The organism is Halomonas sp. CnH100-B, assembly GCF_024124605.1.
Lineage (GTDB): Bacteria > Pseudomonadota > Gammaproteobacteria > Pseudomonadales > Halomonadaceae > Vreelandella.
In genome coordinates, this window is the sequence record NZ_JAMXRX010000002.1 from 630,790 (window position 1) to 651,394 (window position 20,605).

Here is a 20,605-nt window from a genome sequence, read left to right on the forward strand (position 1 = left end):
GAGTGGGCCCATGTGTGAACTGTTGGGCATGAGCGCCAATGTGCCAACCGATATCTGCTTCAGTTTCTCTGGCTTCTTGCATCGCGGTGGGGGCACTGGTCCTCACCGCGATGGCTGGGGCATCGCCTTTTATGAAGAGGGCGGCTATCGTGAATTTAGAGACCCTCACCCCTCCGTGGATTCGCCGATTGCCCGCTTGATTTGTGAGTATCCGATCAAATCCAACGTCGTCATCAGCCACATTCGCCAAGCCAACGTGGGCGGCGTGCGACTGGCCAACACGCACCCGTTTACCCGTGAAATGTGGGGGCGGCCCTGGTGTTATGCTCACAATGGTCAACTCAGCGACTGGCAGACGCTACCTTTAGGGGTCTATACCCCCGTTGGCAACACCGATAGTGAGCACGCGTTTTGTTGGATCATGGGCGAACTGCGCAGTGCGTTTCCTACCCCACCGGCTGCACCGGAGGCGCTATGGGAAATGCTTCACGCACTGTGTGAACAGCTGAGAGGCCTGGGAGTGTTTAATTTACTCCTCTCCGACGGCGTCTATCTTTATAGCTACTGCTCCACCAAGTTGGCGCATATCACTCGGCGCGCCCCCTTTGGTGAGGCGGAGCTATCCGATGCAGAGATGACGGTCAACTTCATCGAGCATACGACGCCCAACGATATCGTGTCGGTGATTGCTACCGAGCCGCTGACCCAAAACGAGGCGTGGCAGCGTATGGAGCCGGGGGAACTATTGGTATGGCGAGAAGGAGAAATCAACGCGCGATACTGTCCAACCCCTAAACCCGCATGACAGGGCATAAGCTAAAGTTGAAACGCAAGTTTCAATCGATCGTTTTACAGTATCATAAACGTCGTATATCGTTGGCGTTTAATCTCTTTATACAACCACACCACAATAACAAGGTCGGTCTCACATCGACACGGATAGCGGAGATAGCCCATGAGCGAACACGCCAACACCCCTATTTTGAGCGGGCCAGCGCTTGAGGGGTTGGAACACTACCACTCTATTACGGACGTTTTTCACTCGGCCGTCTCGCGCTTTAACAGCAAGCCCGCGTTTACCTGCATGGGCAAAACGCTGAGCTTTTCCGACCTTGATCGTCTCTCGGCCCACTTTGCGGCTTGGCTGCAACATGAAACCGACTTGGTGCCGGGCGACAGAATCGCCATTCAGCTGCCGAACGTTTTGCAGTTTCCCGTGGCGGTGTTCGGTGCCTTACGGGCAGGACTGGTGGTGGTCAACACCAATCCGCTGTATACCGAGCGGGAGATGGCGCACCAGTTCAAAGACTCCAACGCCAAAGCCATCGTGATTCTGGCCAATATGGCCGACAAACTGGAAAAAGTGCTTGATAAAACGGACATCAAGCATGTGTTGGTGACACAGCTTGCCGACCTGCACGACGCCCCCAAGCGCTGGCTGATCAATGCGGTAGTGAAGCACGTCAAGAAAATGGTGCCTGCGTACTCGCTGCCGAGTGCCGTCGGTTTCCGAGATGCGCTGAAGAAGGGCGCGTCGCTGAAACACACGCCGGTCGAGCGCAACATGGACGATCTCGCGGCGCTGCAGTACACCGGCGGAACTACGGGTATGCCCAAAGGGGCGATGCTGACCCACCGCAACCTGGTGGCCAACATGCTTCAAGCGCGCTCAGCGATTGGCGAGCACCTGACCGACGGCGAAGAGCTGGTGATCGCACCGCTGCCCGTGTACCACATTTACACCTTTACCGTGAACTGCCTGTTCCTGATGGAAACCGGCAACCACTCGCTGCTGATCACCAATCCTCGCGATCTGCCCAATTTCGTCAAAGAACTCAAAGGGCTGCCGTTCACGGGGTTTATCGGTCTCAACACGCTGTTTAACGCGCTGTGTAATCGGGACGACTTCAAGCAGCTCGACTTCTCTAAATTGAAGCTGACCATTTCAGGCGGTATGGCGCTGACCAAAGCGGCTGCCCAGCGCTGGGAAGAGACGACCGGCTGCCCGATCGCCGAGGGCTACGGCCTGACCGAAACGTCCCCCATCGTCAGCTTCAACCCCAACGATGCCATTCAACTGGGCACCATTGGTAAGCCGGTCGCGGGCACGTCGGTGAAAGTCGTCGATGCTGATGGTAACGATGTACCGTTTGGCGAGCCGGGCGAACTTTGCGTGCAAGGCCCGCAGGTCATGAAAGGGTACTGGCAGCGTGAAGAAGAGACGCGCAACGCCATTGATGAAAACGGCTGGTTCCATACCGGCGATATCGCCGTGCTCCAGAGTGACGGCTACATCAAAATCGTTGATCGTAAAAAAGACATGATTTTGGTGTCGGGCTTCAACGTCTATCCCAATGAAGTGGAAGATGTCGTCGCTGCCCACCCTGACGTCTTGGAAGCGGCGGCCGTCGGCGTGGCCGATGAAAACGCGGGCGAAGCCATCAAGCTGTTTGTGGTCTCCAAAAACAGCCAGCTTGACGCTGACACGCTGCGCGCTTGGTGCAAGAAAGAACTCACGGCCTATAAAGTGCCGAAATACATCGAGTTCCGCGACGAGCTGCCGAAAACCAATGTCGGTAAGGTGCTGCGTCGCCAACTGCGCGACCAGGAAGCGACCCCTGCGCCCTAAGGGTTGAACACTCGGTCAAGCGGGCGTTAGGCGTCTCGTTCGCGAAAGCGTTACAATGGTCGGCCCACTTACGAGTGGGCCGACGTTTATTCTGAGATGGAACCGAGCCTAACGTGACCACCGACACGCACTCATCCCGTATCGATACCCCACAAGACAACGCCCCTTCACTCACAGCGCTCCAGGAGTCGCTGGGTCACGTGATGCTGCGTGATCAGGAGCGGCTCTCGCGTCGGGTGGCGGGCCTGCGGCGTCGGCAGCGAGAGAACAAACCGATCGACCGCGGCTTGAACGAGGTGGAACGGGAGGTCGACAAAGCCAAGCAACTGCTGGCCCAGCGGGAAAGCCTCCGCGTGACGCTGGATTACCCGGCAGAGCTGCCGGTGGTAGAGCGACGTGAGGATATTCTCACTGCGATTCGTGACCACCAGGTGGTGGTGGTGGCGGGGGAAACCGGCTCGGGTAAAACCACGCAGCTGCCCAAAATGTGCCTGGAGCTGGGCCGTGGCCGAAAAGGGCTGATTGGCCATACGCAGCCACGGCGTCTGGCGGCGCGCAGCGTCGCGGGGCGGCTGGCGGAAGAGCTAAGCGTGCCGCTTGGCGAGCAGGTGGGCTATCAGGTGCGCTTTAACGACCAAAGCTCGCCGAGCACCCTCGTTAAGCTGATGACCGACGGCATACTGCTGGCTAAGACGCAGCACGACCCGCTGCTGCTGCGCTACGATACGCTGATCATCGACGAAGCCCACGAACGCAGCCTCAACATCGATTTCTTGCTGGGTTACCTCAAGCGGCTGCTGCCCAAGCGCCCAGATCTGAAAGTCATCATCACCTCCGCCACGATCGACGTAGAGCGCTTTGCGGCCCATTTCGGCTCGCCTAACACGCCTGCGCCGGTGGTCGAGGTATCTGGCCGCACGTTCCCGGTAGATGTCCACTACCGCCCGCTGGTGCGCAGCGAAGAGGACGAGGATGACCGCACGCTGCAGGAGGGGATTTTGCATGCCGTGCGTGAGATCGAAACAATCGAGCGTGAAAAAGGCTGGCTGCATGGCCCCCGCGATGTGCTGGTGTTTCTACCCGGCGAGCGGGAGATCCGCGAAACCGCCGATACGCTGCGCCGCGCGGATTTAAAGGGCACCGAGATTCTGCCGCTGTACGCGCGCCTCTCTAACGAGGAGCAGAACCGGGTGTTTGCTCCCCACCGGGGACGGCGTATCGTGCTGGCGACTAACGTGGCTGAAACCTCACTCACCGTGCCGGGAATTCGCTATGTCATCGACCCTGGCCTTGTACGCATTAGCCGCTACAGCTACCGAGCGAAAATCCAGCGGCTGCCCATCGAGCCGGTCAGTCAGGCCAGTGCCAACCAGCGCAAGGGTCGCTGTGGGCGGATTGCGGAAGGCGTGTGTATCCGCCTTTACGACGAAGAGGATTTTCTGTCACGCCCTGCGTTCACTGACCCGGAGATTCAGCGCACCAACCTTGCGTCGGTCATCCTGTCGATGCTGGCGCTAAAGCTCGGCAGCATCGAAGACTTCCCCTTCGTCGACCCGCCCGACGGTCGTTTCGTCAAAGATGGTTTCCGGCTTTTGTTCGAGCTCGGCGCCGTCAACGAGAAGCAGCAGCTCAGCGGTTTGGGTCGTAAACTAGCGAAGTTGCCCATTGATCCGCGTTTGGCTCGTATGGTGTTGGCCGGTGCAGAGCGAGGCAGCCTGCGGGATGTGCTGATCGTGGTGTCGGCGCTGGCGATTCAAGACCCCCGTGACCGGCCCGCCGATAAGCGTCAGGCCGCCGATCAAGCGCACCAGCGCTGGCACGACCCGGACTCCGACTTCGTGGCACTGCTGAACCTGTGGCACGGCATCGAAAACGCCCGCGAGGCACTGTCGGGCAACCAGCTGCGCCGCTGGTGTCGTGAGCACTACATTAACTATCTGCGCATGCGCGAGTGGCACGATACCCTCCGCCAGTTGCGCCAACTGCTGCGGGATATGGACATCGAAGTACCCGCGCCGTTGCCTCGTGATGAGAACGAGAGCGAAGAGCAGGCCAAACAGGCCAGACGCAAAACGTCGGGCAAGCTGCATCAGGCGCTGCTGTCTGGCCTGCTCTCCAATTTGGGTACGCTGCTTGAGAACCGAGAGTACCTCGGAGCGCGTAACCGCAAGTTCATGATTCACCCCGGCTCTGGTCTGGCGAAGAAAACGCCCAAGTGGGTCATGGCCTTCGAGCTGATTGAAACCACCAAGCTGTTTGCGCGCACCGTTGCCAAGATCGACCCGCAGTGGATCGAGCCACAAGCGCAACACCTAGTGAAAAGCAGCTACAGCGAGCCTCATTGGGAAATGAAGCGTGCTCAGGTGGTCGCCTTCGAGCAAGTCACCCTGTTTGGCCTGCCGATCGTGGCGCGTCGTCGCGTTCATTACGGGCCCATTGCGCCTCAAGAGTCGCGGGAGCTGTTTATTCGTCGAGCGCTGGTGGAAGGCGAGTTCCAAACCAAAGGAGAATTCTTCGCCCATAACCGTGCGTTGATCGAAGAGGTAGAAGCGCTGGAAGATCGCGCCCGTCGGCGAGATATTCTGGTGGATGAAGAGACGCTATTTGCCTTCTACGATGAGCGAATCCCCGCCGATGTCGTCAATGGCAAGGGTTTCGAACACTGGCGTAAGCAGGCAGAGCGCCAAGAGCCTGAGCTGCTCAAGTTCGATATCGACGCTCTCAAAGCCAGGGACGCCCATGACGTCACTCAGGCGCAGTATCCGGATCATTTAACGCTGTCTGGCGTCGCGTATCCGGTCAGCTACCACTTCGACCCGGATGCCGACGATGATGGCGTGACGCTTACGGTGCCCGCCGCCATGCTGCCGCAGCTGCCGGTGCATGCGTTGGAGTGGCTGGTGCCGGGGCTGCTGCGTGAGAAGTGCATTGCGCTGCTGAAATCGCTGCCGAAAAGTATTCGTCGCCAAGTGGTGCCCATTCCCGACTGGGTCGATGCCGCGCTGGAGACGCTGGTGCCCGATGAGCGGCCGCTCACCGAAGCGCTGGGGGAGTTTATCCGCCGCCGCACTGCTACCCGCGTTCACCCGGATGATTGGCGTCTCGATCTGCTGCCGCCGCACCTCATTATGAACGTGCGGGTCGTTGATCATGCGGGTAAAACGTTAGGCCAAGGACGCGATGTGCGTGCGCTGGAGCGGCGTTTCGAAGAGGCGGCGAGTGCAGGCGCCCAGGCGCTGGCCGATCAGGCAAGCCAAGCGCCCACGCTGGACGAGTTGCCAGAATCACCGCTGCCAGAGTCGCGGGTGACGACTCAGGCCGGTATCCGCGTGGAGGCCTACCCAGCGCTGGTGGCCGACTCTCATCATTTCAAGGTGGCGCTATTCGACCATCCGGCAAAAGCAACGGCGGCCCACCAACAAGGTGTTGCCCGGTTAGCCATCGCCAAGCGGCCCGAGCAGGTCAAAGCGATCAAGCGCTTACCGGGCGTGGAAAAGTGCGCGTTACTCTTTGCTAAGGTGGGTAGTAAACAGGCGCTCGTGGATGATTTGCTGCTGGCGGTCTTTACGCAAGTGGTTGCCACGGATCCGCTGCCGCGCTCTGCCGGAGAGCTGGCCGAGCGCCTCAAGGTCACCGACGAGGCGCTGGTGCCACACGCGACGTTACTGTTAGAGCGTGTCGAGGCTGCGCTCAAAGGGCACTTGGCCGTGACCAAAGTGCTCAAAGGGAAGCTCAACTTTGCGCTAGCGCTCGTTTATAGCGATGTGAGCGCGCAGATGCAGCGCTTGGTCTATCCTGGCTTCATTCGCGATGCCGGGGAGTGGCTCGATGAGTATCCGCGCTATACCGAGGCAGCGCTGATCCGGCTTGAAAAGGCGGCACGCGAACGCGGCCGTGACCAAATGATGATGCAGGATATCCAAGCGCTCGAAGCACGTTTCGATGCGCGGCGTAACAGCGAGCGACGCGGCGATGCCGAAGACCCGGCGCTGGTGGCCTTCGGCTGGTGGATACAAGAGTTGCGCGTTTCGCTGTTTGCTCAGCAGCTCGGTACGAAGATGCCGGTATCCGTGAAGCGCCTGGAAAAACGTTGGGACGAGATCACTCGTCTTTGACACGCTGGGTGCATCGCACAGCGCGATGCCCCTTAGAGCAGGACGGACACGCCTGCAAGACATTCGTTGATGGATGGTTTCGGCGTGACGCCTTGAGGCCGCCTAAGGAGACAGCATGACCAATGTAGTGATCACCGGTACAGGACTTTATACGCCGGAAAACGCCATCGATAACGCGGCGTTGGTCGCTGCTTTCAATGCCTGGGTCGATCAGCACAACGCCCGGCATGCAGACGCCATCGCGCGTGGAGAGCAAGAGGCACTGGCGTACTCCAGCAGTGAGTTCATCGAGAAAGCGTCGGGGATCAAGAGCCGCTACGTGCTCGATGCCGAGGGCATCCTTGACCCTGAGCGTATGCGACCTAAACTGCCACAGCGGCACAATGACGAACCCTCTATTCAGTGCGACATGGCCACTCAGGCCGCGCGCCAGGCGCTAGAGGCGGCGCAAGTCGAGGCGGCCGATATCGAGCTGGTGATCGTGGCGTGTTCGAATCTGGAGCGCGCCTATCCGGCGGTGGCGGTAGAAGTGCAGCAAGCGCTGGGAACGTCTGGCTACGGTTTCGATATGAATGTGGCCTGTAGTTCTGCCACGTTTGCGCTGGAAACCGCGGCCAATGCGATTGCGTCAGGCAGCGTCAAGCGGGCGCTGATCGTCAACCCGGAGATCTGTTCGGCGCATTTGAACTTTAGAGACCGTGACAGCCACTTTATTTTCGGCGATGCTTGTACGGCTATGGTATTGGAAAATAGCGATGTGGCCGTGGCTAAAGAGCGTTATGACATTTTAGGTACACGGCTCGTCACCAAGTTTTCCAATGCGATTCGTAATAATGCGGGTTTTTTGAATCGAGTCACCGACAGCGACCCGCAGGCACTGGATAAGCTATTTGTGCAGGAGGGGCGCCGCGTATTCAAAGAGGTGTGCCCCATGGTGGCCAAGCTTATCACTGACCATCTCGCTTCATTAGAGCTGTCGGGGGCGGATTTAACGCGGATGTGGTTACATCAGGCCAACCGTCACATGAACGATTTGATTGCCCGTAAAGTGCTGGGAGAAGAGCCCAGCGAGGCTCAGGCACCGATCATCCTAGATCGCTACGCCAATACCAGCTCGGCAGGCTCGATCATCGCCTTTCATCTTCACCGCGAGGCGTTATCGGAAGGCGATATCGGCGTGATTTGCTCGTTTGGCGCAGGCTACAGCGCAGGAAGCGTGGTCGTTCGTCGCCAGTAATCGGGTGGGTAGTGGGTGAGTGGATGTATAGAAAAGCGGTCAATGTTGAAGAAGGACAGTGCATGTTGAAGGGGTGGGCAATGCAAACACAGGCGCGAAGTGCATGGCAAAAACTGCTGCCGTTACTGCTGCTCGCGACGTTGAGCATGGGCGGGTGTGCCAGTACGGGGTCGCCGCAAGAGGGCAACGCGTCTGAGCCACCGATGGCGGCTGACCCTCAGGACCCCTGGGAAGGATTCAATCGGCGCGTATTTGAGTTCAATGACGTGCTGGATCGCTACGCGCTCAAACCCGTGGCGCAGGGGTATAACGCCGTTACCCCCGAGCCGGTGCAAACCGGGGTCGGTAACTTTTTCTCTAACTTAGGGGAAATACGCACGGCCCTGAACAGCTTGCTGCAGGGCAAACCTGCCAACGCGGGGCTGGCAACGTCACGATTTTTGATCAACTCCACGGTGGGTATCGGTGGCTTGCTCGATTACGCAACGCTGATGGAGATCACCGCCGATAAAGAAGATTTTGGTCAAACGCTGGCCGTATGGGGCTGGGATGATTCACGCTATTTAGTGTTACCGCTTCTGGGTCCGCGCACCTTGCGGGATGCGTCGGGCCTACCGGTGGACTTTGCCGCGCATCCGATCACGTATATCGATGATCACCAACTGCGTGCAGGTTTGACGGCGCTCGATATCATTCATCTTCGCGCCGACTTGCTGGATCAAGAGTCGTTGATTTCCGGAGACCGCTACCGGTTCGTTCGTGATGCTTATTTGCAGCGGCGACAGTTTCAAGTCAATGACGGGGAGTTAGGCGATGACCCGTTTGCCATGGACGATTTTGATTTCGACGATACCGATGTGGGTGACGACGACTTCGCCGATTGAGGCCTGACATGGATCACGCTAAGCAGTTGATCGCGGTAATCGATGAGCCCGGCCCCGAGCGCGATGCGCTGGCCGAGGCGATTACCTGCGACGGCATGTGGGTGTTTGCCGCCGATAACATTGACCATCTTCCTAGCGGCACCGCGCTGATCGTGGCTCACGCCCGAGCCGTGCCGCGCCAGCAGTGGTCACAGTTGACGCATCGGCTGCCTACGTTGGTCGTCAGCGACTCCCGTCAGGACGCTGACTTGATCAAGGCCATCGATGTAGGCCTGGTGGACTACATCGTTCATCCGCTGCGCCACACCGAACTGCTGCGCAGAATGATCCGTAAAGCGATCGAGCTGCATACCTTGGCCCAGGAGCGTGATCGGGATCGAGCGCGGTTGGCAGAGCTCAATGAGAGCCTCGAAACGCATCTGGCCCTGCTGCGGATGGATCAGCAAAGCGGCGGGCACATCCAGCGACGCCTGCTGCCCGCACACCCCAAGGTGATCAGCGGTGTGTATTACGACTACTGGTTCGCGCCATCGCTCTATTTGTCGGGCGACTTTCTCGACTATCAGCGCTACAACGACCGTTTCAGCGCGTTCTACTTCGCTGATGTGTCGGGGCACGGCGCATCGTCTGCCTTCGTCACGGTGCTGCTCAAATATTTGTGCAACCGATGGCTCAACGAGTGGGACGGCCAAGCGCCTGAGCAGCTACCGCCGAACTGGCTCGCTGCCATGAATCGAGAGCTTCAGGATACCGACATCGGAAAACATGCCACTTTATTTGTCGGTGTTATTGACCACGAGCAACAGACTCTTCACTATTCGCTCGGTGCGCAGTTACCCATGCCGCTACTAGCGGCCGACGGTAAGCTGGAGCGCTTAGCAGGGGAAGGAATGCCGGTAGGCCTTTTCCCTGATGTGGAGTATCCTTCGCTTAGCTGTGCTTTACCGGCCAACTTTCGGTTATGGCTGTGTTCAGACGGTGTATTGGAATGCTTGCCGGGTAAAACGCTCGACACGCGGCTCACGGAACTTGAGCAACTCGTTAGCGAAAGTGTCACGCTTGAGCAGTTGCGCGACCGGCTAGCCAGCACCAATTCGCTTCTCAAAGAGGGCGATGAGGATGACGAGGCGAACCAAGACCGCGATGCTTTGCCCGATGACCTGACAATCATGATGGTGAGCGGATTTGGTCATGCTGATTGAAGAGGGCCGCATCAAAGCGGCGTTCAACTCTGGTGTTTTTGTCTTAAAGCTCTGTGGCGACGTGCGGTTGACGCTATGCGCCACGCTCGATACCCAAGCACAACGTCTCGCGGAAACCCCTGGCCTTCAGGCGGTGATGATCGACCTGCGGGAAGCCAGTAACGTGGACTCCACGGCGCTTGGCTTCTTGGCGAAGGTCGCCATGGCTGTCAAAGGGCGTTTGGAGCAACCCCCGACCATCATTGCTGATAACCCGGATGTCAGGCAGATGCTCGACGTCATGGGCTTTGCGCGCTTTTTCACGCTCATGGAAGCGCCTTTGCAGCCGAGTTCAACGCTGAACTCATCGATGCAGGACTTGCCCGCCGAGCCTGCCGATGAAGAGGGCCTGCGTACGCGTATACTAGAAGCGCATCGCATTTTGATGCACATGAACGAGCATAATCGCGAGCAGTTCCAGCCGCTGGTCGAAATGCTCGAAGCGCAATCTCCGGTGGCGCATAAATAACGCGCCCCCTTGCCTGGCAGACAAGAGGGCGTCGAGCGAGCGCGGACGGTCGCGTCGTCTTAGCCTTGGCGTAGTTGGCTAAGCAGCTCCTCGAGCTTACGCTGGTCGGCCATGAACTTCCGAATACCTTCGGCCAGCTTGTCGGTCGCCATCTCGTCTTCGTTCATTTCCCATCGAAAGTCAACCTGGGACAGCGCTTGGTCGACAGAGCTGCTGGCTCCCATGGGCGTCAATTGGCGCGTCAGCTCGCCCTGCTGTTCGTCAAGTTCATTGAGTAACGCGGGGGAAATGGTCAAACGGTCACAGCCTGCCAACGCCTGAATTTCACCTACGTTCCGGAAACTGGCACCCATGACGATCGTGGGGTAGCCGTGGCCTTTGTAGTAGTCGTAAATGCGCTTCACTGACTGCACGCCCGGGTCATTGACGCCGCTAAAGTCGGCTTCCGGCGAACGGGCTTTGTGCCAATCGAGGATACGGCCAACGAACGGTGAAATGAGTGTGGCACCGGCGTCGGCACATGCCTGCGCCTGAGCAAAGCCGAATAGCAAGGTCAGGTTGGTGCGAATACCGTCGCGCTCCAACTGGCGTGCGGCCTGAATGCCTTCCCAGGTAGAGGCCATCTTGATCAGAATCCGCTCTGGGCCCACGCCGTGTTGGGCATAGCGTTCAATGAGCGAGTGCGCCTTGGCAATCGTGGCGTCACGGTCAAACGAGAGGCGGGCGCTGACTTCGGTCGATACGTAGCCGGGTACCAGCTCGCTGATTTCGCTGCCAATATCCACTGCCACACGGTCGACAGCCTCGTCGATGTCGGTGCTCTCTTTGGCAATGCTCGCCAGCCGCACGCGACGCTCTTCTTGCTGAGCGGCCTGTAGAATCAGTGAGGGGTTGGTCGTGGCATCTTGAGGCTGAAAACGGCGAATCGCTTCAAGGTCGCCCGTATCAGCCACCACGGTGGTCATCTCTTTTAATTGGCTTAGTAAGCTCGTGGCCATGCAGTGCTCCTTGGTTGTCTTTGGGGTACTTTAGCAAGGGGCGCGCGCAACGAACAGACACCGACAAATGAATTGAAATCGATTATGATTAGCGGCCTATCTTTTTGGCGGTCTCCTCCGCTCTCTCACGCCCATAGTAAGGAGGCTTATGGAACTTAATCCTCGTCGAGTGGCGCTGCTGGTGGCGGCCAACACCGCGTTGGCGCCGTTTGCGATCGACGCCTATCTGCCTGCCATCGGCGTTCTGGCCGAGAGCATCGATGCCAGCATTCACCATACCGAACTCTCGATCAGTATGTTTTTGTTTGGGTTCGCGCTCGGGCAGCTCTGTTTTGGCCCACTCTCCGATCGAGTAGGGCGCAAGCCAGTGCTGCTCAGCGGTTTGGTCGTGTTCATGCTGGCAAGCCTGATGATCACCACTGCCGACAGCCTGACGTCACTGCTGATTTGGCGCTTTATTCAAGCATTGGGCGGTGGTGCTTGCGTCGTGAATTCGGCGGCCATCGTACGCGACTGTTTTAGCGGGCGGGAGGCGGCCAAGGTCATGTCCACCATGGCCATGATCATGATGCTGGCCCCGCTGGTGGCGCCAGCGGTGGGCAGCTTGCTGCTGCATATCGCGGGGTGGTGGCTGATCTTCGTTTTTCTGGCCGTTTATGCCGGTTTCTTACTCTGGCTGCTAGGAACCCGCTTGCCCGAAACCCGCGATACCAATTTGCCAGCGGCCTCGCCCCGTCAAGTAATTCGCAACTATGCCAGCGTGCTGCGTCATAAAGAGGGCATGGGATACATCTGTGCGGTCGCCGCATCGTTTGCGGGGCTGTTTGCGTTCGTCACCGCATCGCCCTTTCTATATTTGGATTACTTCTCCCTCTCGCCCAGCGTCTACCCTCTGGTGTTTGGGGTGAACGTCGTGGTGATTGCGCTCTCCAACCGCGTCAATATCTATCTGCTGCGAAAACGCACGCCGCAGCAAAATTTGCGCTTGGGATTGGCCGTTCAGTTAGCGGCTGCTCTGGGGTTGGTGCTGGCCGCAGCGCTGAATGTGGCGTCGCTCTATGTGGTGGTGCCGTTGGTCATGATGTTCACCGGTATGATTGGCTTGATCACTCCCAACGCCATCTCATCGCTACTGGATCATTTTGGCCATATCAGTGCCACAGCGACCGCGCTGCTCGGCGGTATCCAGTTTAGCTGTGGGGCGCTGGCGGGCGTCCTGGTGGGCCTGTTCCAAGTAGAGCATGTGTGGCCCATGGTGCTAACCATGTTAGGAGCGGCCTTACTGGGCAACATCGGCGTGAGAGTTCTGACCCAGGCCCCTAAGGCAGACGATGCGTTGTAATGGATAGCCTGCTGCAGTGGTTAGACATGCCATTGACCCATTGGCTTGGCAGCGCCGCCGTACTGCTACTCGGTGCTTTCGTGCAGCGGGCGACGGGGTTTGGCTTGGCAGTGGTGGGCGCACCGCTGCTACTGATGATCGAACCTCGGCTGGTGCCGGTCATTCTGGTGCTGTTTGGTTTCACGGTCTCGTTGATGATGGTTCGCCGTTATTGGCATGAAGTGAGACTAAAAGAGATGAGCGTTGCCTTGGTGGGGCGCTTACCGGGGAACGGTCTGGGGCTTTGGCTGTTGCTGGCCGCGCCAATGGTAGTGCTGGAGAAGCTGATAGCCGCCATCGTACTGTTTGCGGTACTGGTCACGTTATGCCGTTTCGAGCTGCCGGTGAACCGCATCACTCTCTTTATCGCGGGTGTTCTTTCCGGTGTTTTTGGCACGGTGGCGGCCATTGGCGGGCCGCCCATCGTGCTGCTCATGCACGGTTTTTCGCCGGACCGCATGCGCGGCAACCTAGCCGCCTTTTTTGTTCTCACCTCGCTGTTAACCCTGCTGACACTGGCGTTGGCAGGACAGATCAGCGTTTGGCATTTCAAGCTGGCGCTCACTTTTCTACCTGCCGTCTTGTTGGGTAATGCGCTGGCGGATGCAATCGCACACCGACTGGATAAACCGCTGTTGCAGCGTCTTTCGCTGGGGCTATGCACGCTCGCGGCATTGGGCTTATTGCTTTAGCGCGAGATTTTCTTAAAAAAATGGAGACGTTTTGGGTGATGTCATAAAGATGTCATCGAAGGGGTGCAAAGTACGTCATGCGAAGGCCAGAACCCTACATCGACAGGAGTATTTCGCATGAACCGTATTCTAAAAACTACCGTCATCGCGGCGGCTGTAATGAGCGTTGCCGGTGTGGCACAAGCACGTGACCAGATTCGCATCGTCGGCTCCAGCACTGTTTATCCGTTCGCCAGCTACGTGACTGAAGAGTTCGGCGCGCTGACCAACTACCCGACGCCGGTCATCGAGTCCACAGGTTCTGGCGGTGGTATTCGTCTGTTCTGTAACGGTGTTGGCGAAGGTACGCCGGACATCACCAATGCGTCTCGTCGCATGAAGTCTTCTGAACTCGAGCGTTGCGAAGAGAACGGCGTTACTGATATCACCGAAGCGAAAATCGGTTCTGACGGTATCGTTCTGGGTCTGGCGGCCACCAACGAGCCGATCGACCTGACGCTTGAGCAAATCTTCCTGGCGGTTGCCGCCCAGGTGCCGGTAGATGGCGAACTGGTTGACAACCCCTACACCAACTGGAGCGACATCGACGCTTCTCTGCCGGACCGCGCCATCTCTATCTATGGCCCGCCCAGCACGTCTGGTACCCGTGACGCGTTCGAAGAGCTGGTCATGGAAGCCGCTTCTGCCGAGATGGACATCTACGGTGAAGAAGGTTACACCGACATCCGTACCGACGGTGTTTACATCGACGCCGGTGAGAACGACAACCTGATCGTTCAGCGCCTGGCAGAAGACACCGGTGCCTTCGGTATCTTCGGCTACTCCTTCCTGGTGGAGAACCCGGACACCATCATGGGTGCGTCCATCAACGGTGTTGAGCCGGAAGTCGAAGCTATCAGCTCTGGCGAGTACCCGGTAGCTCGTTCACTGTGGTTCTACCTGAAGAACCAGCACGCTGACGAAGTACCGCCGATGTACGAATACGCCAACATGTTCATGGAAGATCAGATGATTGGCGATGACGGTTACCTGGTTGATCTTGGTCTGATTCCGCTGCCGGAAGCCGAGCGTGAGCAAGCTCGTCAGAAAGTGGCTGACCGCACCAAGCTGGTGGCGGCTGACCTGAAATAATCGCTATTCGATAGTGATGACATGGCCGGTAGCGGATGCTACCGGCCATTTGTTTTGGGGTGCGCTGTCTTTGTCATATTGCTGTCATGTTTTTAATCCAAAGTAGCAGCCAACACGATTTCATTAGGTGATGCGAGAGAAATTCGATGCAAACAAACCAGCTACTTTTACTCTTTTGCACAGTGCTCTTGCTGCTTGGGCTAGTGGCCTTTTTTGTAGGCCGAGCGAAGGCTGCGCGGGTGCGTGCTTCTGGCACGGCGATGTTCGCACAGCCTGATCAGTATGCCTGGTTTGCTGTTCTCTCAACGGCAGGGCCTGCGGTACTGGTGGGCGCGCTAGGGTCGTTGCTACTGCTGTTGTTAGGTGCGGAGATACCGCCCATGTATTTGCTGGCTGCGAGCTTGGTGGTCGCCGCAGCCGGGTTGGCGGTTGGGGTGGCGCAAGTGAAGCCCCACTTTCACGCTCGCCAAGCCATCGAGCGGGTGATTCGCTGGGTGCTGACCGGCGCGGCGATGATCTCGATCTTTACCACGTTCGGTATTCTGTTTTCGATCATCTCGGAAGCGCTGCGTTTCTTCCAAATGCACAGTTTCTGGGACTTCATCACCGGCACAACCTGGAACCCCGGTGCGAGCTTTCTAGCGGCCGCAGGGCGCGGTGACGGCAGCAGCGCTGAGTTCGGTTCGGTGCCACTGTTCGCGGGCACCTTCATGATCACGGCCATTGCGCTGTTGGTCGCGGTGCCTATCGGTCTGTTGTCAGCGATTTACATGTCGGAGTACGCGCCTCAACGGGTGCGCACGATCGCTAAACCGGTGCTCGAAGTGCTGGCAGGTATTCCCACCGTGGTTTACGGCTTCTTCGCCGCCATTACCGTGGCACCGATCATCGTCAATATTGCCGGCTTCTTTGGGCTGGACGCGTCTTACAACAACGCCGTTGCGCCGGGTGTGGTCATGGGCATCATGATCATTCCGTTTATCTCCTCGCTCTCTGACGACGTGATCAACTCGGTGCCCGATAGCATGCGCCAGGGCTCGCTGGCACTGGGAATGACCAAAGGCGAAACCATTCGCGACGTGGTCGTGCCTGCGGCACTGCCCGGTATCATCTCTGCGGCGCTGCTGGGGATGTCCCGAGCGCTGGGTGAAACCATGATCGTGGTCATGGCGGCCGGTATGCGCCCGAACCTGACGGCCAATCCCTTGGAAGACATGACGACAGTGACCGTCCGTATCGTGGCATCGCTGACCGGCGACCAAGAGTTCGAGAGTGCGGAGACGCTGTCAGCCTTTGCACTGGGCCTGGTGCTGTTCGTCGTCACTCTGACGCTCAACCTGGTCTCTGTATTAATGATTCGTCGCTTCCGCGAAAAATACCGCGTGAACAACCTGTAACGCCGAGGAACTGATTCGATGAGCCACTCTTTTGACGAGATCAGCCAGCAGCTTAAGCGGCGTCACCGTAAGTCGGCCCGCCTGAAGTGGGTCTCCATGGGCGCGCTGGGTTTAGCAGGCCTGTTCTTGGTGCTGTTCTTTGCCGACATGCTGAGCAAAGGGTTGCCTGCGTTCCAGCAGGCCTATATCAATACCGAGATCAACTACACCGAAGAGGCGAGCCGCGATGGTCGTCAAGCGTTTGACGAGGAGCTGGTGCCGCTGATTAGCCGCACCGAGGTTCGCGTCATTCCGCTGCAGCTGCGCAATAACCCCGACATGATCGGTACCTCCGAGCAGCGCTGGATGCTGGCCAACAGCGAAGTGGACCAGTATCTGAAAGGACACCGCAACAGCTTGAGCGACGAAGAGAAAGCCGAAATCGACGAGCGGGTTGCTTCAGGTCAGGTGGATTTGCGTTTCAATAAAACGTTCTTCGGCTCAGGGGATTCGAAAATCGCCGAGAACGCCGGTATCTTGTCGGCGGTGGTGGGGACGGTCATGACCATGATCGTGACGCTGCTGATCTCTTTCCCCATTGGCGTGATGACGGCCATCTATCTGGAAGAGTTCGCACCGGATAATCGTTTTACCCAGATCATCGAGATCAACATCAACAACTTGGCAGCGATTCCATCGATTCTGTTTGGTCTGCTAGGTTTGGCGATCTTCATCAACTTCTTTGGCGTGCCGCGCTCATCTCCGCTGGCAGGCGGTATGACGCTGGCGCTGATGACCCTTCCCGTCATCATCATTGCCACCCGTACGGCACTGCGTAGTGTGCCGGACTCCATTCGCCATGCGGCATTTGGCGTAGGCTGCTCGCGCTGGCAAGTGGTTCGTGATCACGTTCTTCCGCTGGCGATGCCCGGTATCATGACCGGTTCGATCATTGGCCTGGCGCAGGCGATGGGTGAAACTGCACCGCTGATCATTGTAGGGATGGTGGCCTTCATTCCGGATGTCAGCGCTTCCTTTACCCAGGCAGCCACGGTCATGCCCGCGCAGATCTTTACCTGGTCAGGCGAGCCGGAGCAGGCCTTCGTTGAAAAAACCGCTGGTGGCATCTTAGTGCTACTGTCTGTGCTGATTTCGCTCAACGCCTTTGCCGTTGTGCTACGCAAGAAATTCGAGCGCCGCTGGTAAGCCAGCGCCCAAGAGGACACTTTATGAATAGCCAAGCACCCATTATGAATCAGCAGCATGCACCAGACGTTGGCCAGCCCTACACGCGTAACGAGCAAGCATGTCACGATCTCAGCATTCGTGTTCGCGACCTCAACCTGTGGTACGGCAAGAGCCAAGCGCTGAAAGGGCTGAACATCGACCTGTTCCAGAAGAACGTGACCGCGCTGATTGGCCCTTCGGGGTGCGGTAAATCGACCTTTTTGCGCTGCTTGAACCGTATGAACGACTTGATTCCCAGCGTACATATTGAAGGCCTGGTGGAGATGGACGGCCAGGATGTGAATGCTGGCAAGATGGATGAAGTGGCGCTGCGCCGCCGCGTAGGGATGGTGTTTCAGAAGCCTAACCCGTTCCCGAAATCGATCTACGAAAACATCGCTTACGCGCCGCGTATGCACGACCTGGTGAGCCGTAAAGCCGACCAGGACGAGCTGGTCGAGAAGGCTCTGCGCGATGCTGGCTTGTGGAACGAAGTGAAGGACAAGCTGCAAGAGCCGGGCACTTCGCTCTCTGGTGGTCAGCAGCAGCGTTTGTGCATTGCACGAGCCATTGCCGTTCAGCCGGATGTGATTTTGATGGACGAGCCGACGTCCGCTCTGGACCCGATCTCCACGGCCACCATCGAAGACCTGATGGACAAGCTGAAAGAGCAGTTCACCATCGTGACCGTGACGCACAACATGCAGCAGGCGGCGCGCGTGGCGGACTACACGGCGTTCTTCCATCTGGGGGAAATCATCGAGTACAACGACACGAAAGTGATGTTCTCGACCCCCGCACAGAAGAAGACCGAAGACTACATCTCAGGCCGTTACGGCTAAATAGACTGCTGTTTGTTGGCCCGCTGTCATGGCGGGCTTTCAAGCAGCGTTTTTTTGACTACCAACATATGTTTTTTCGTATATAAGCGGTAGGCTGGGCCTTTATTGCATATTTGGAGACTTCCCTTATGTCACTTCGCATCGGTATTAATGGATTTGGCCGTATTGGACGCCTAGCGCTGCGCAGCCTTTGGTCGCAGGTGGCGACAGGCGAGGTGACCTTGGTGCGTATCAACGACCCTGGTGGTGATGCGGCCACCTTTGCCCATTTATTGGAGTTTGATTCCGTCCACGGCCAATGGACGCCAGGAAAGGGCATGACGTCGCGTCAGGATGCCATCGTCATTGATGGACATGAGGTGGCCTTTAGCTCTCATAAAACCATCGCGGAAAGCGATTGGTCCAGCTGCGACGTGGTCATCGAATGCTCCGGTAAAATGAAGAGTACCGACAAGCTGCAGGCTTACCTGAATCAAGGCGTTGGGCGCGTGGTGGTGAGTGCACCGGTGAAAGAGGAGGGCGTGCTCAACGTGGTGGTGGGCGTGAACGATCACCTGTTTGAGCCAGCCAAGCACCGTATTGTTACGGCCGCTAGCTGCACCACTAACTGCCTAGCGCCGGTCGTTAAAGTGATTCTCGAGCATTTCGGTATCCTTCATGGCTCGATGACCACCGTACACGACATCACCAACACCCAAACCATTCTCGATGCCCCTCATAAAGACCTGCGTCGTGCCCGCGCCTGCGGCATGAGCCTAATCCCCACCACTACGGGCTCGGCGAAAGCCATTACGGCGATTTTCCCTGAGCTGGAAGGCAAGCTTAACGGCCACGCGATCCGTGTGCCGCTGGCCAACGCGTCGCTCACCGATATGGTGTTCGAGCTTGAGCGGGAAGTAACCGTCGAGGAGGTAAATCAAGCGCTGAAGGCCGCCGCCGAAGGGCCGCTGAAAGGCATCCTCGGTTATGAAGAGCGCCCGCTGGTATCGATCGACTACCGCACCGACCCGCGCAGCTCGATCATTGATGCCCTCTCAACCATGGTGGTGAACGGCACTCAGTTAAAGCTCTACGCCTGGTACGACAACGAGTGGGGCTATGCCAATCGTACCGCCGAGCTGGCACGTAAGGTGGGCAAGGAGCCAGTGGGTCGTGGCTGAATCGCTGCTGGATAAAGTCAAGGCGCTACCGTTCGAGGTGCGCCAGTACATGCTGATTACAGGCAACTATTGGGCGTTCACCGTGACCGACGGCGCGCTGCGGATGCTGGTGGTGATGTATTTCCACCAGCTAGGCTACTCGCCGTTGGAAATCGCCATGCTGTTCCTCTTCTACGAAGCGTTTGGCGTGGTGACGAACTTGGTGGGGGGCTGGTTAGGGGCGAGATTGGGCTTGAACCGCACCATGAACGTGGGGTTGGGTCTGCAAATCGTGGCGCTCGCCATGCTCATGGTACCGGCGAGCATGCTGACCGTGGTGTGGGTCATGGCCGCTCAGGCGCTGTCAGGCATTGCCAAAGACCTCAATAAAATGAGCGCAAAAAGCGCTGTGAAGGTGCTGGTGCCGGCCACGAGTGCCAATGCCAACAGCGCCTTATATCGCTGGGTCGCTATGTTGACCGGCTCTAAAAATGCCCTGAAAGGCCTAGGCTTTTTCGTTGGCGGTGTGCTGCTCACGCTGATTGGCTTTCGCGGAGCCGTTATCGCCATGGCGGTGATGCTGGCTGTCGTGCTGTTGCTATCGCTCTGGCGTCTCAAGGGCGATTTGGGCAAGCAAAAAGTCAAACCCAAGTTCACCGAGATCTTTTCTAAATCCCGCGCCATCAACGTGCTCTCGGCCGCGCGGTTTTGCCTGTTTGCCTCGCGCGACGTGTGGTTCGTCGTGGCGCTGCCGGTCTTTCTTTATGATCAGCACGGCTGGAGCCACTGGACCGTCGGCGGGCTATTGGCGACCTGGATCATTGGTTACGGTGGCGTACAAACCCAAGCACCAAAGCTCACTGCACTGCTAAAAGGCGATGCGCGAACCATCACCGCTGGGTGGGCCGCCGCCCTGGCCGTTTTGGCCATCCTGCTAGCGCTACTTCCCTTGGCGCAGGTAGGCTGGCTAGTGGTGGGCCTGTTGGCGTTTGGCGTGCTGTTTGCCGTGAACTCCAGTTGGCATAGCTACTTGATCGTTCACTATGCCCGGGCCGACGGCGTCTCGATGGACGTCGGCTTTTACTATATGGCCAATGCCATGGGGCGCTTGGTCGGCACGCTGCTCTCCGGGTGGCTCTATATGGCGTACGGCCTGAGCGCCTGCCTCTGGGTAGCGGCTGCCTTGGTGGCGGCAAGCGCCGTCATGGCCCTTGCGTTGCCCAAGCAGGTGGCGTGAGCAAAGC

Annotated in this window: 16 protein-coding genes; 15 read left to right on the forward strand and 1 reads right to left on the reverse strand. The window is 58.0% G+C overall.

Annotated features, from left to right (window positions below; all coding sequences use genetic code 11):
- Positions 1-10: 10 nt before the first annotated feature.
- The 7 genes from NH398_RS06555 to NH398_RS06585 all read left to right on the forward strand — a co-directional run bounded on the left by NH398_RS06555 (position 11) and on the right by NH398_RS06585 (position 10,575).
- The gene (locus NH398_RS06555) at positions 11-805 is read left to right on the forward strand and encodes a class II glutamine amidotransferase (protein WP_253017336.1); all 795 of its coding nucleotides are present in this window, start codon (positions 11-13) and stop codon (positions 803-805) included.
- A 150-nt stretch (positions 806-955) separates the two neighbouring features.
- Entirely contained in the window at positions 956-2,629 is a 1,674-nt protein-coding gene (locus NH398_RS06560; protein ID WP_159341731.1) for an AMP-binding protein, read from the forward strand.
- Positions 2,630-2,832: 203 nt separating this feature from the next.
- Positions 2,833-6,744 (forward strand): ATP-dependent RNA helicase HrpA, encoded by a 3,912-nt coding sequence (gene hrpA, locus NH398_RS06565; RefSeq protein ID WP_253017398.1) that lies wholly within the window; start codon positions 2,833-2,835, stop codon positions 6,742-6,744.
- Between the two features lie 115 nt (positions 6,745-6,859).
- The gene (locus NH398_RS06570) at positions 6,860-7,981 is read left to right on the forward strand and encodes a beta-ketoacyl-ACP synthase III (protein ID WP_159341733.1); all 1,122 of its coding nucleotides are present in this window, start codon (positions 6,860-6,862) and stop codon (positions 7,979-7,981) included.
- 80 nt (positions 7,982-8,061) lie between these two features.
- Complete coding sequence (locus NH398_RS06575) at positions 8,062-8,865, forward strand: VacJ family lipoprotein (protein WP_253017337.1); 804 nt, start codon at positions 8,062-8,064, stop codon at positions 8,863-8,865.
- Between the two features lie 8 nt (positions 8,866-8,873).
- On the forward strand, positions 8,874-10,067 hold the full coding sequence (locus tag NH398_RS06580) for a SpoIIE family protein phosphatase (protein WP_159341735.1): 1,194 nt from the start codon (positions 8,874-8,876) through the stop codon (positions 10,065-10,067).
- Positions 10,057-10,575 (forward strand): STAS domain-containing protein, encoded by a 519-nt coding sequence (locus tag NH398_RS06585; protein ID WP_253017339.1) that lies wholly within the window; start codon positions 10,057-10,059, stop codon positions 10,573-10,575. The genes NH398_RS06580 and NH398_RS06585 overlap by 11 nt, the downstream gene beginning before the upstream one ends.
- 59 nt (positions 10,576-10,634) lie before the next feature.
- Here NH398_RS06585 and tal read toward each other — a convergent pair whose 3' ends face one another.
- The gene (gene tal, locus NH398_RS06590) at positions 10,635-11,573 is read right to left on the reverse strand and encodes a transaldolase (protein WP_253017340.1); all 939 of its coding nucleotides are present in this window, start codon (positions 11,571-11,573) and stop codon (positions 10,635-10,637) included.
- 148 nt (positions 11,574-11,721) lie between these two features.
- On the opposite strand from tal, the gene NH398_RS06595 reads away from it, so the two are divergent.
- The 8 genes from NH398_RS06595 to arsJ all read left to right on the forward strand — a co-directional run bounded on the left by NH398_RS06595 (position 11,722) and on the right by arsJ (position 20,598).
- The gene (locus NH398_RS06595) at positions 11,722-12,915 is read left to right on the forward strand and encodes a multidrug effflux MFS transporter (protein WP_253017342.1); all 1,194 of its coding nucleotides are present in this window, start codon (positions 11,722-11,724) and stop codon (positions 12,913-12,915) included.
- Entirely contained in the window at positions 12,915-13,646 is a 732-nt protein-coding gene (locus NH398_RS06600; protein WP_159341739.1) for a sulfite exporter TauE/SafE family protein, read from the forward strand. Before NH398_RS06595 ends, NH398_RS06600 begins: the two co-directional genes overlap by 1 nt.
- A gap of 117 nt (positions 13,647-13,763) precedes the next feature.
- The gene (locus NH398_RS06605) at positions 13,764-14,777 is read left to right on the forward strand and encodes a substrate-binding domain-containing protein (protein ID WP_159341740.1); all 1,014 of its coding nucleotides are present in this window, start codon (positions 13,764-13,766) and stop codon (positions 14,775-14,777) included.
- 146 nt (positions 14,778-14,923) lie between these two features.
- Entirely contained in the window at positions 14,924-16,174 is a 1,251-nt protein-coding gene (pstC, locus tag NH398_RS06610) for a phosphate ABC transporter permease subunit PstC (protein ID WP_159341741.1), read from the forward strand.
- An 18-nt stretch (positions 16,175-16,192) separates the two neighbouring features.
- Positions 16,193-17,359 carry a phosphate ABC transporter permease PstA gene (gene pstA / locus NH398_RS06615; protein ID WP_159341742.1) on the forward strand — a complete coding sequence of 389 codons (1,167 nt, stop codon included), beginning with the start codon at positions 16,193-16,195 and terminating at the stop codon, positions 17,357-17,359.
- A 23-nt stretch (positions 17,360-17,382) separates the two neighbouring features.
- The gene (gene pstB / locus NH398_RS06620) at positions 17,383-18,222 is read left to right on the forward strand and encodes a phosphate ABC transporter ATP-binding protein PstB (RefSeq protein ID WP_253017344.1); all 840 of its coding nucleotides are present in this window, start codon (positions 17,383-17,385) and stop codon (positions 18,220-18,222) included.
- Between the two features lie 128 nt (positions 18,223-18,350).
- On the forward strand, positions 18,351-19,382 hold the full coding sequence (locus NH398_RS06625) for an ArsJ-associated glyceraldehyde-3-phosphate dehydrogenase (RefSeq protein ID WP_253017346.1): 1,032 nt from the start codon (positions 18,351-18,353) through the stop codon (positions 19,380-19,382).
- Complete coding sequence (gene arsJ, locus NH398_RS06630) at positions 19,375-20,598, forward strand: organoarsenical effux MFS transporter ArsJ (protein WP_253017352.1); 1,224 nt, start codon at positions 19,375-19,377, stop codon at positions 20,596-20,598. The genes NH398_RS06625 and arsJ overlap by 8 nt, the downstream gene beginning before the upstream one ends.
- Positions 20,599-20,605: the final 7 nt, after the last annotated feature.

Bases quoted from the DNA above. Each gene is read 5' to 3' on its own strand.
- NH398_RS06555 (WP_253017336.1), top strand. From the start codon at position 11: ATGTGTGAACTGTTGGGCATGAGCGCCAATGTGCCAACCGATATCTGC.
- NH398_RS06585 (WP_253017339.1), top strand. From the start codon at position 10,057: ATGCTGATTGAAGAGGGCCGCATCAAAGCGGCGTTCAACTCTGGTGTT.
- NH398_RS06595 (WP_253017342.1), top strand. From the start codon at position 11,722: ATGGAACTTAATCCTCGTCGAGTGGCGCTGCTGGTGGCGGCCAACACC.
- NH398_RS06560 (WP_159341731.1), top strand. From the start codon at position 956: ATGAGCGAACACGCCAACACCCCTATTTTGAGCGGGCCAGCGCTTGAG.
- NH398_RS06625 (WP_253017346.1), top strand. From the start codon at position 18,351: ATGTCACTTCGCATCGGTATTAATGGATTTGGCCGTATTGGACGCCTA.
- tal (WP_253017340.1), bottom strand. From the start codon at position 11,573: ATGGCCACGAGCTTACTAAGCCAATTAAAAGAGATGACCACCGTGGTG.
- NH398_RS06575 (WP_253017337.1), top strand. From the start codon at position 8,062: ATGCAAACACAGGCGCGAAGTGCATGGCAAAAACTGCTGCCGTTACTG.
- pstC (WP_159341741.1), top strand. From the start codon at position 14,924: ATGCAAACAAACCAGCTACTTTTACTCTTTTGCACAGTGCTCTTGCTG.
- NH398_RS06570 (WP_159341733.1), top strand. From the start codon at position 6,860: ATGACCAATGTAGTGATCACCGGTACAGGACTTTATACGCCGGAAAAC.
- NH398_RS06600 (WP_159341739.1), top strand. From the start codon at position 12,915: ATGGATAGCCTGCTGCAGTGGTTAGACATGCCATTGACCCATTGGCTT.
- pstA (WP_159341742.1), top strand. From the start codon at position 16,193: ATGAGCCACTCTTTTGACGAGATCAGCCAGCAGCTTAAGCGGCGTCAC.
- hrpA (WP_253017398.1), top strand. From the start codon at position 2,833: ATGCTGCGTGATCAGGAGCGGCTCTCGCGTCGGGTGGCGGGCCTGCGG.
- pstB (WP_253017344.1), top strand. From the start codon at position 17,383: ATGAATAGCCAAGCACCCATTATGAATCAGCAGCATGCACCAGACGTT.
- NH398_RS06580 (WP_159341735.1), top strand. From the start codon at position 8,874: ATGGATCACGCTAAGCAGTTGATCGCGGTAATCGATGAGCCCGGCCCC.
- NH398_RS06605 (WP_159341740.1), top strand. From the start codon at position 13,764: ATGAACCGTATTCTAAAAACTACCGTCATCGCGGCGGCTGTAATGAGC.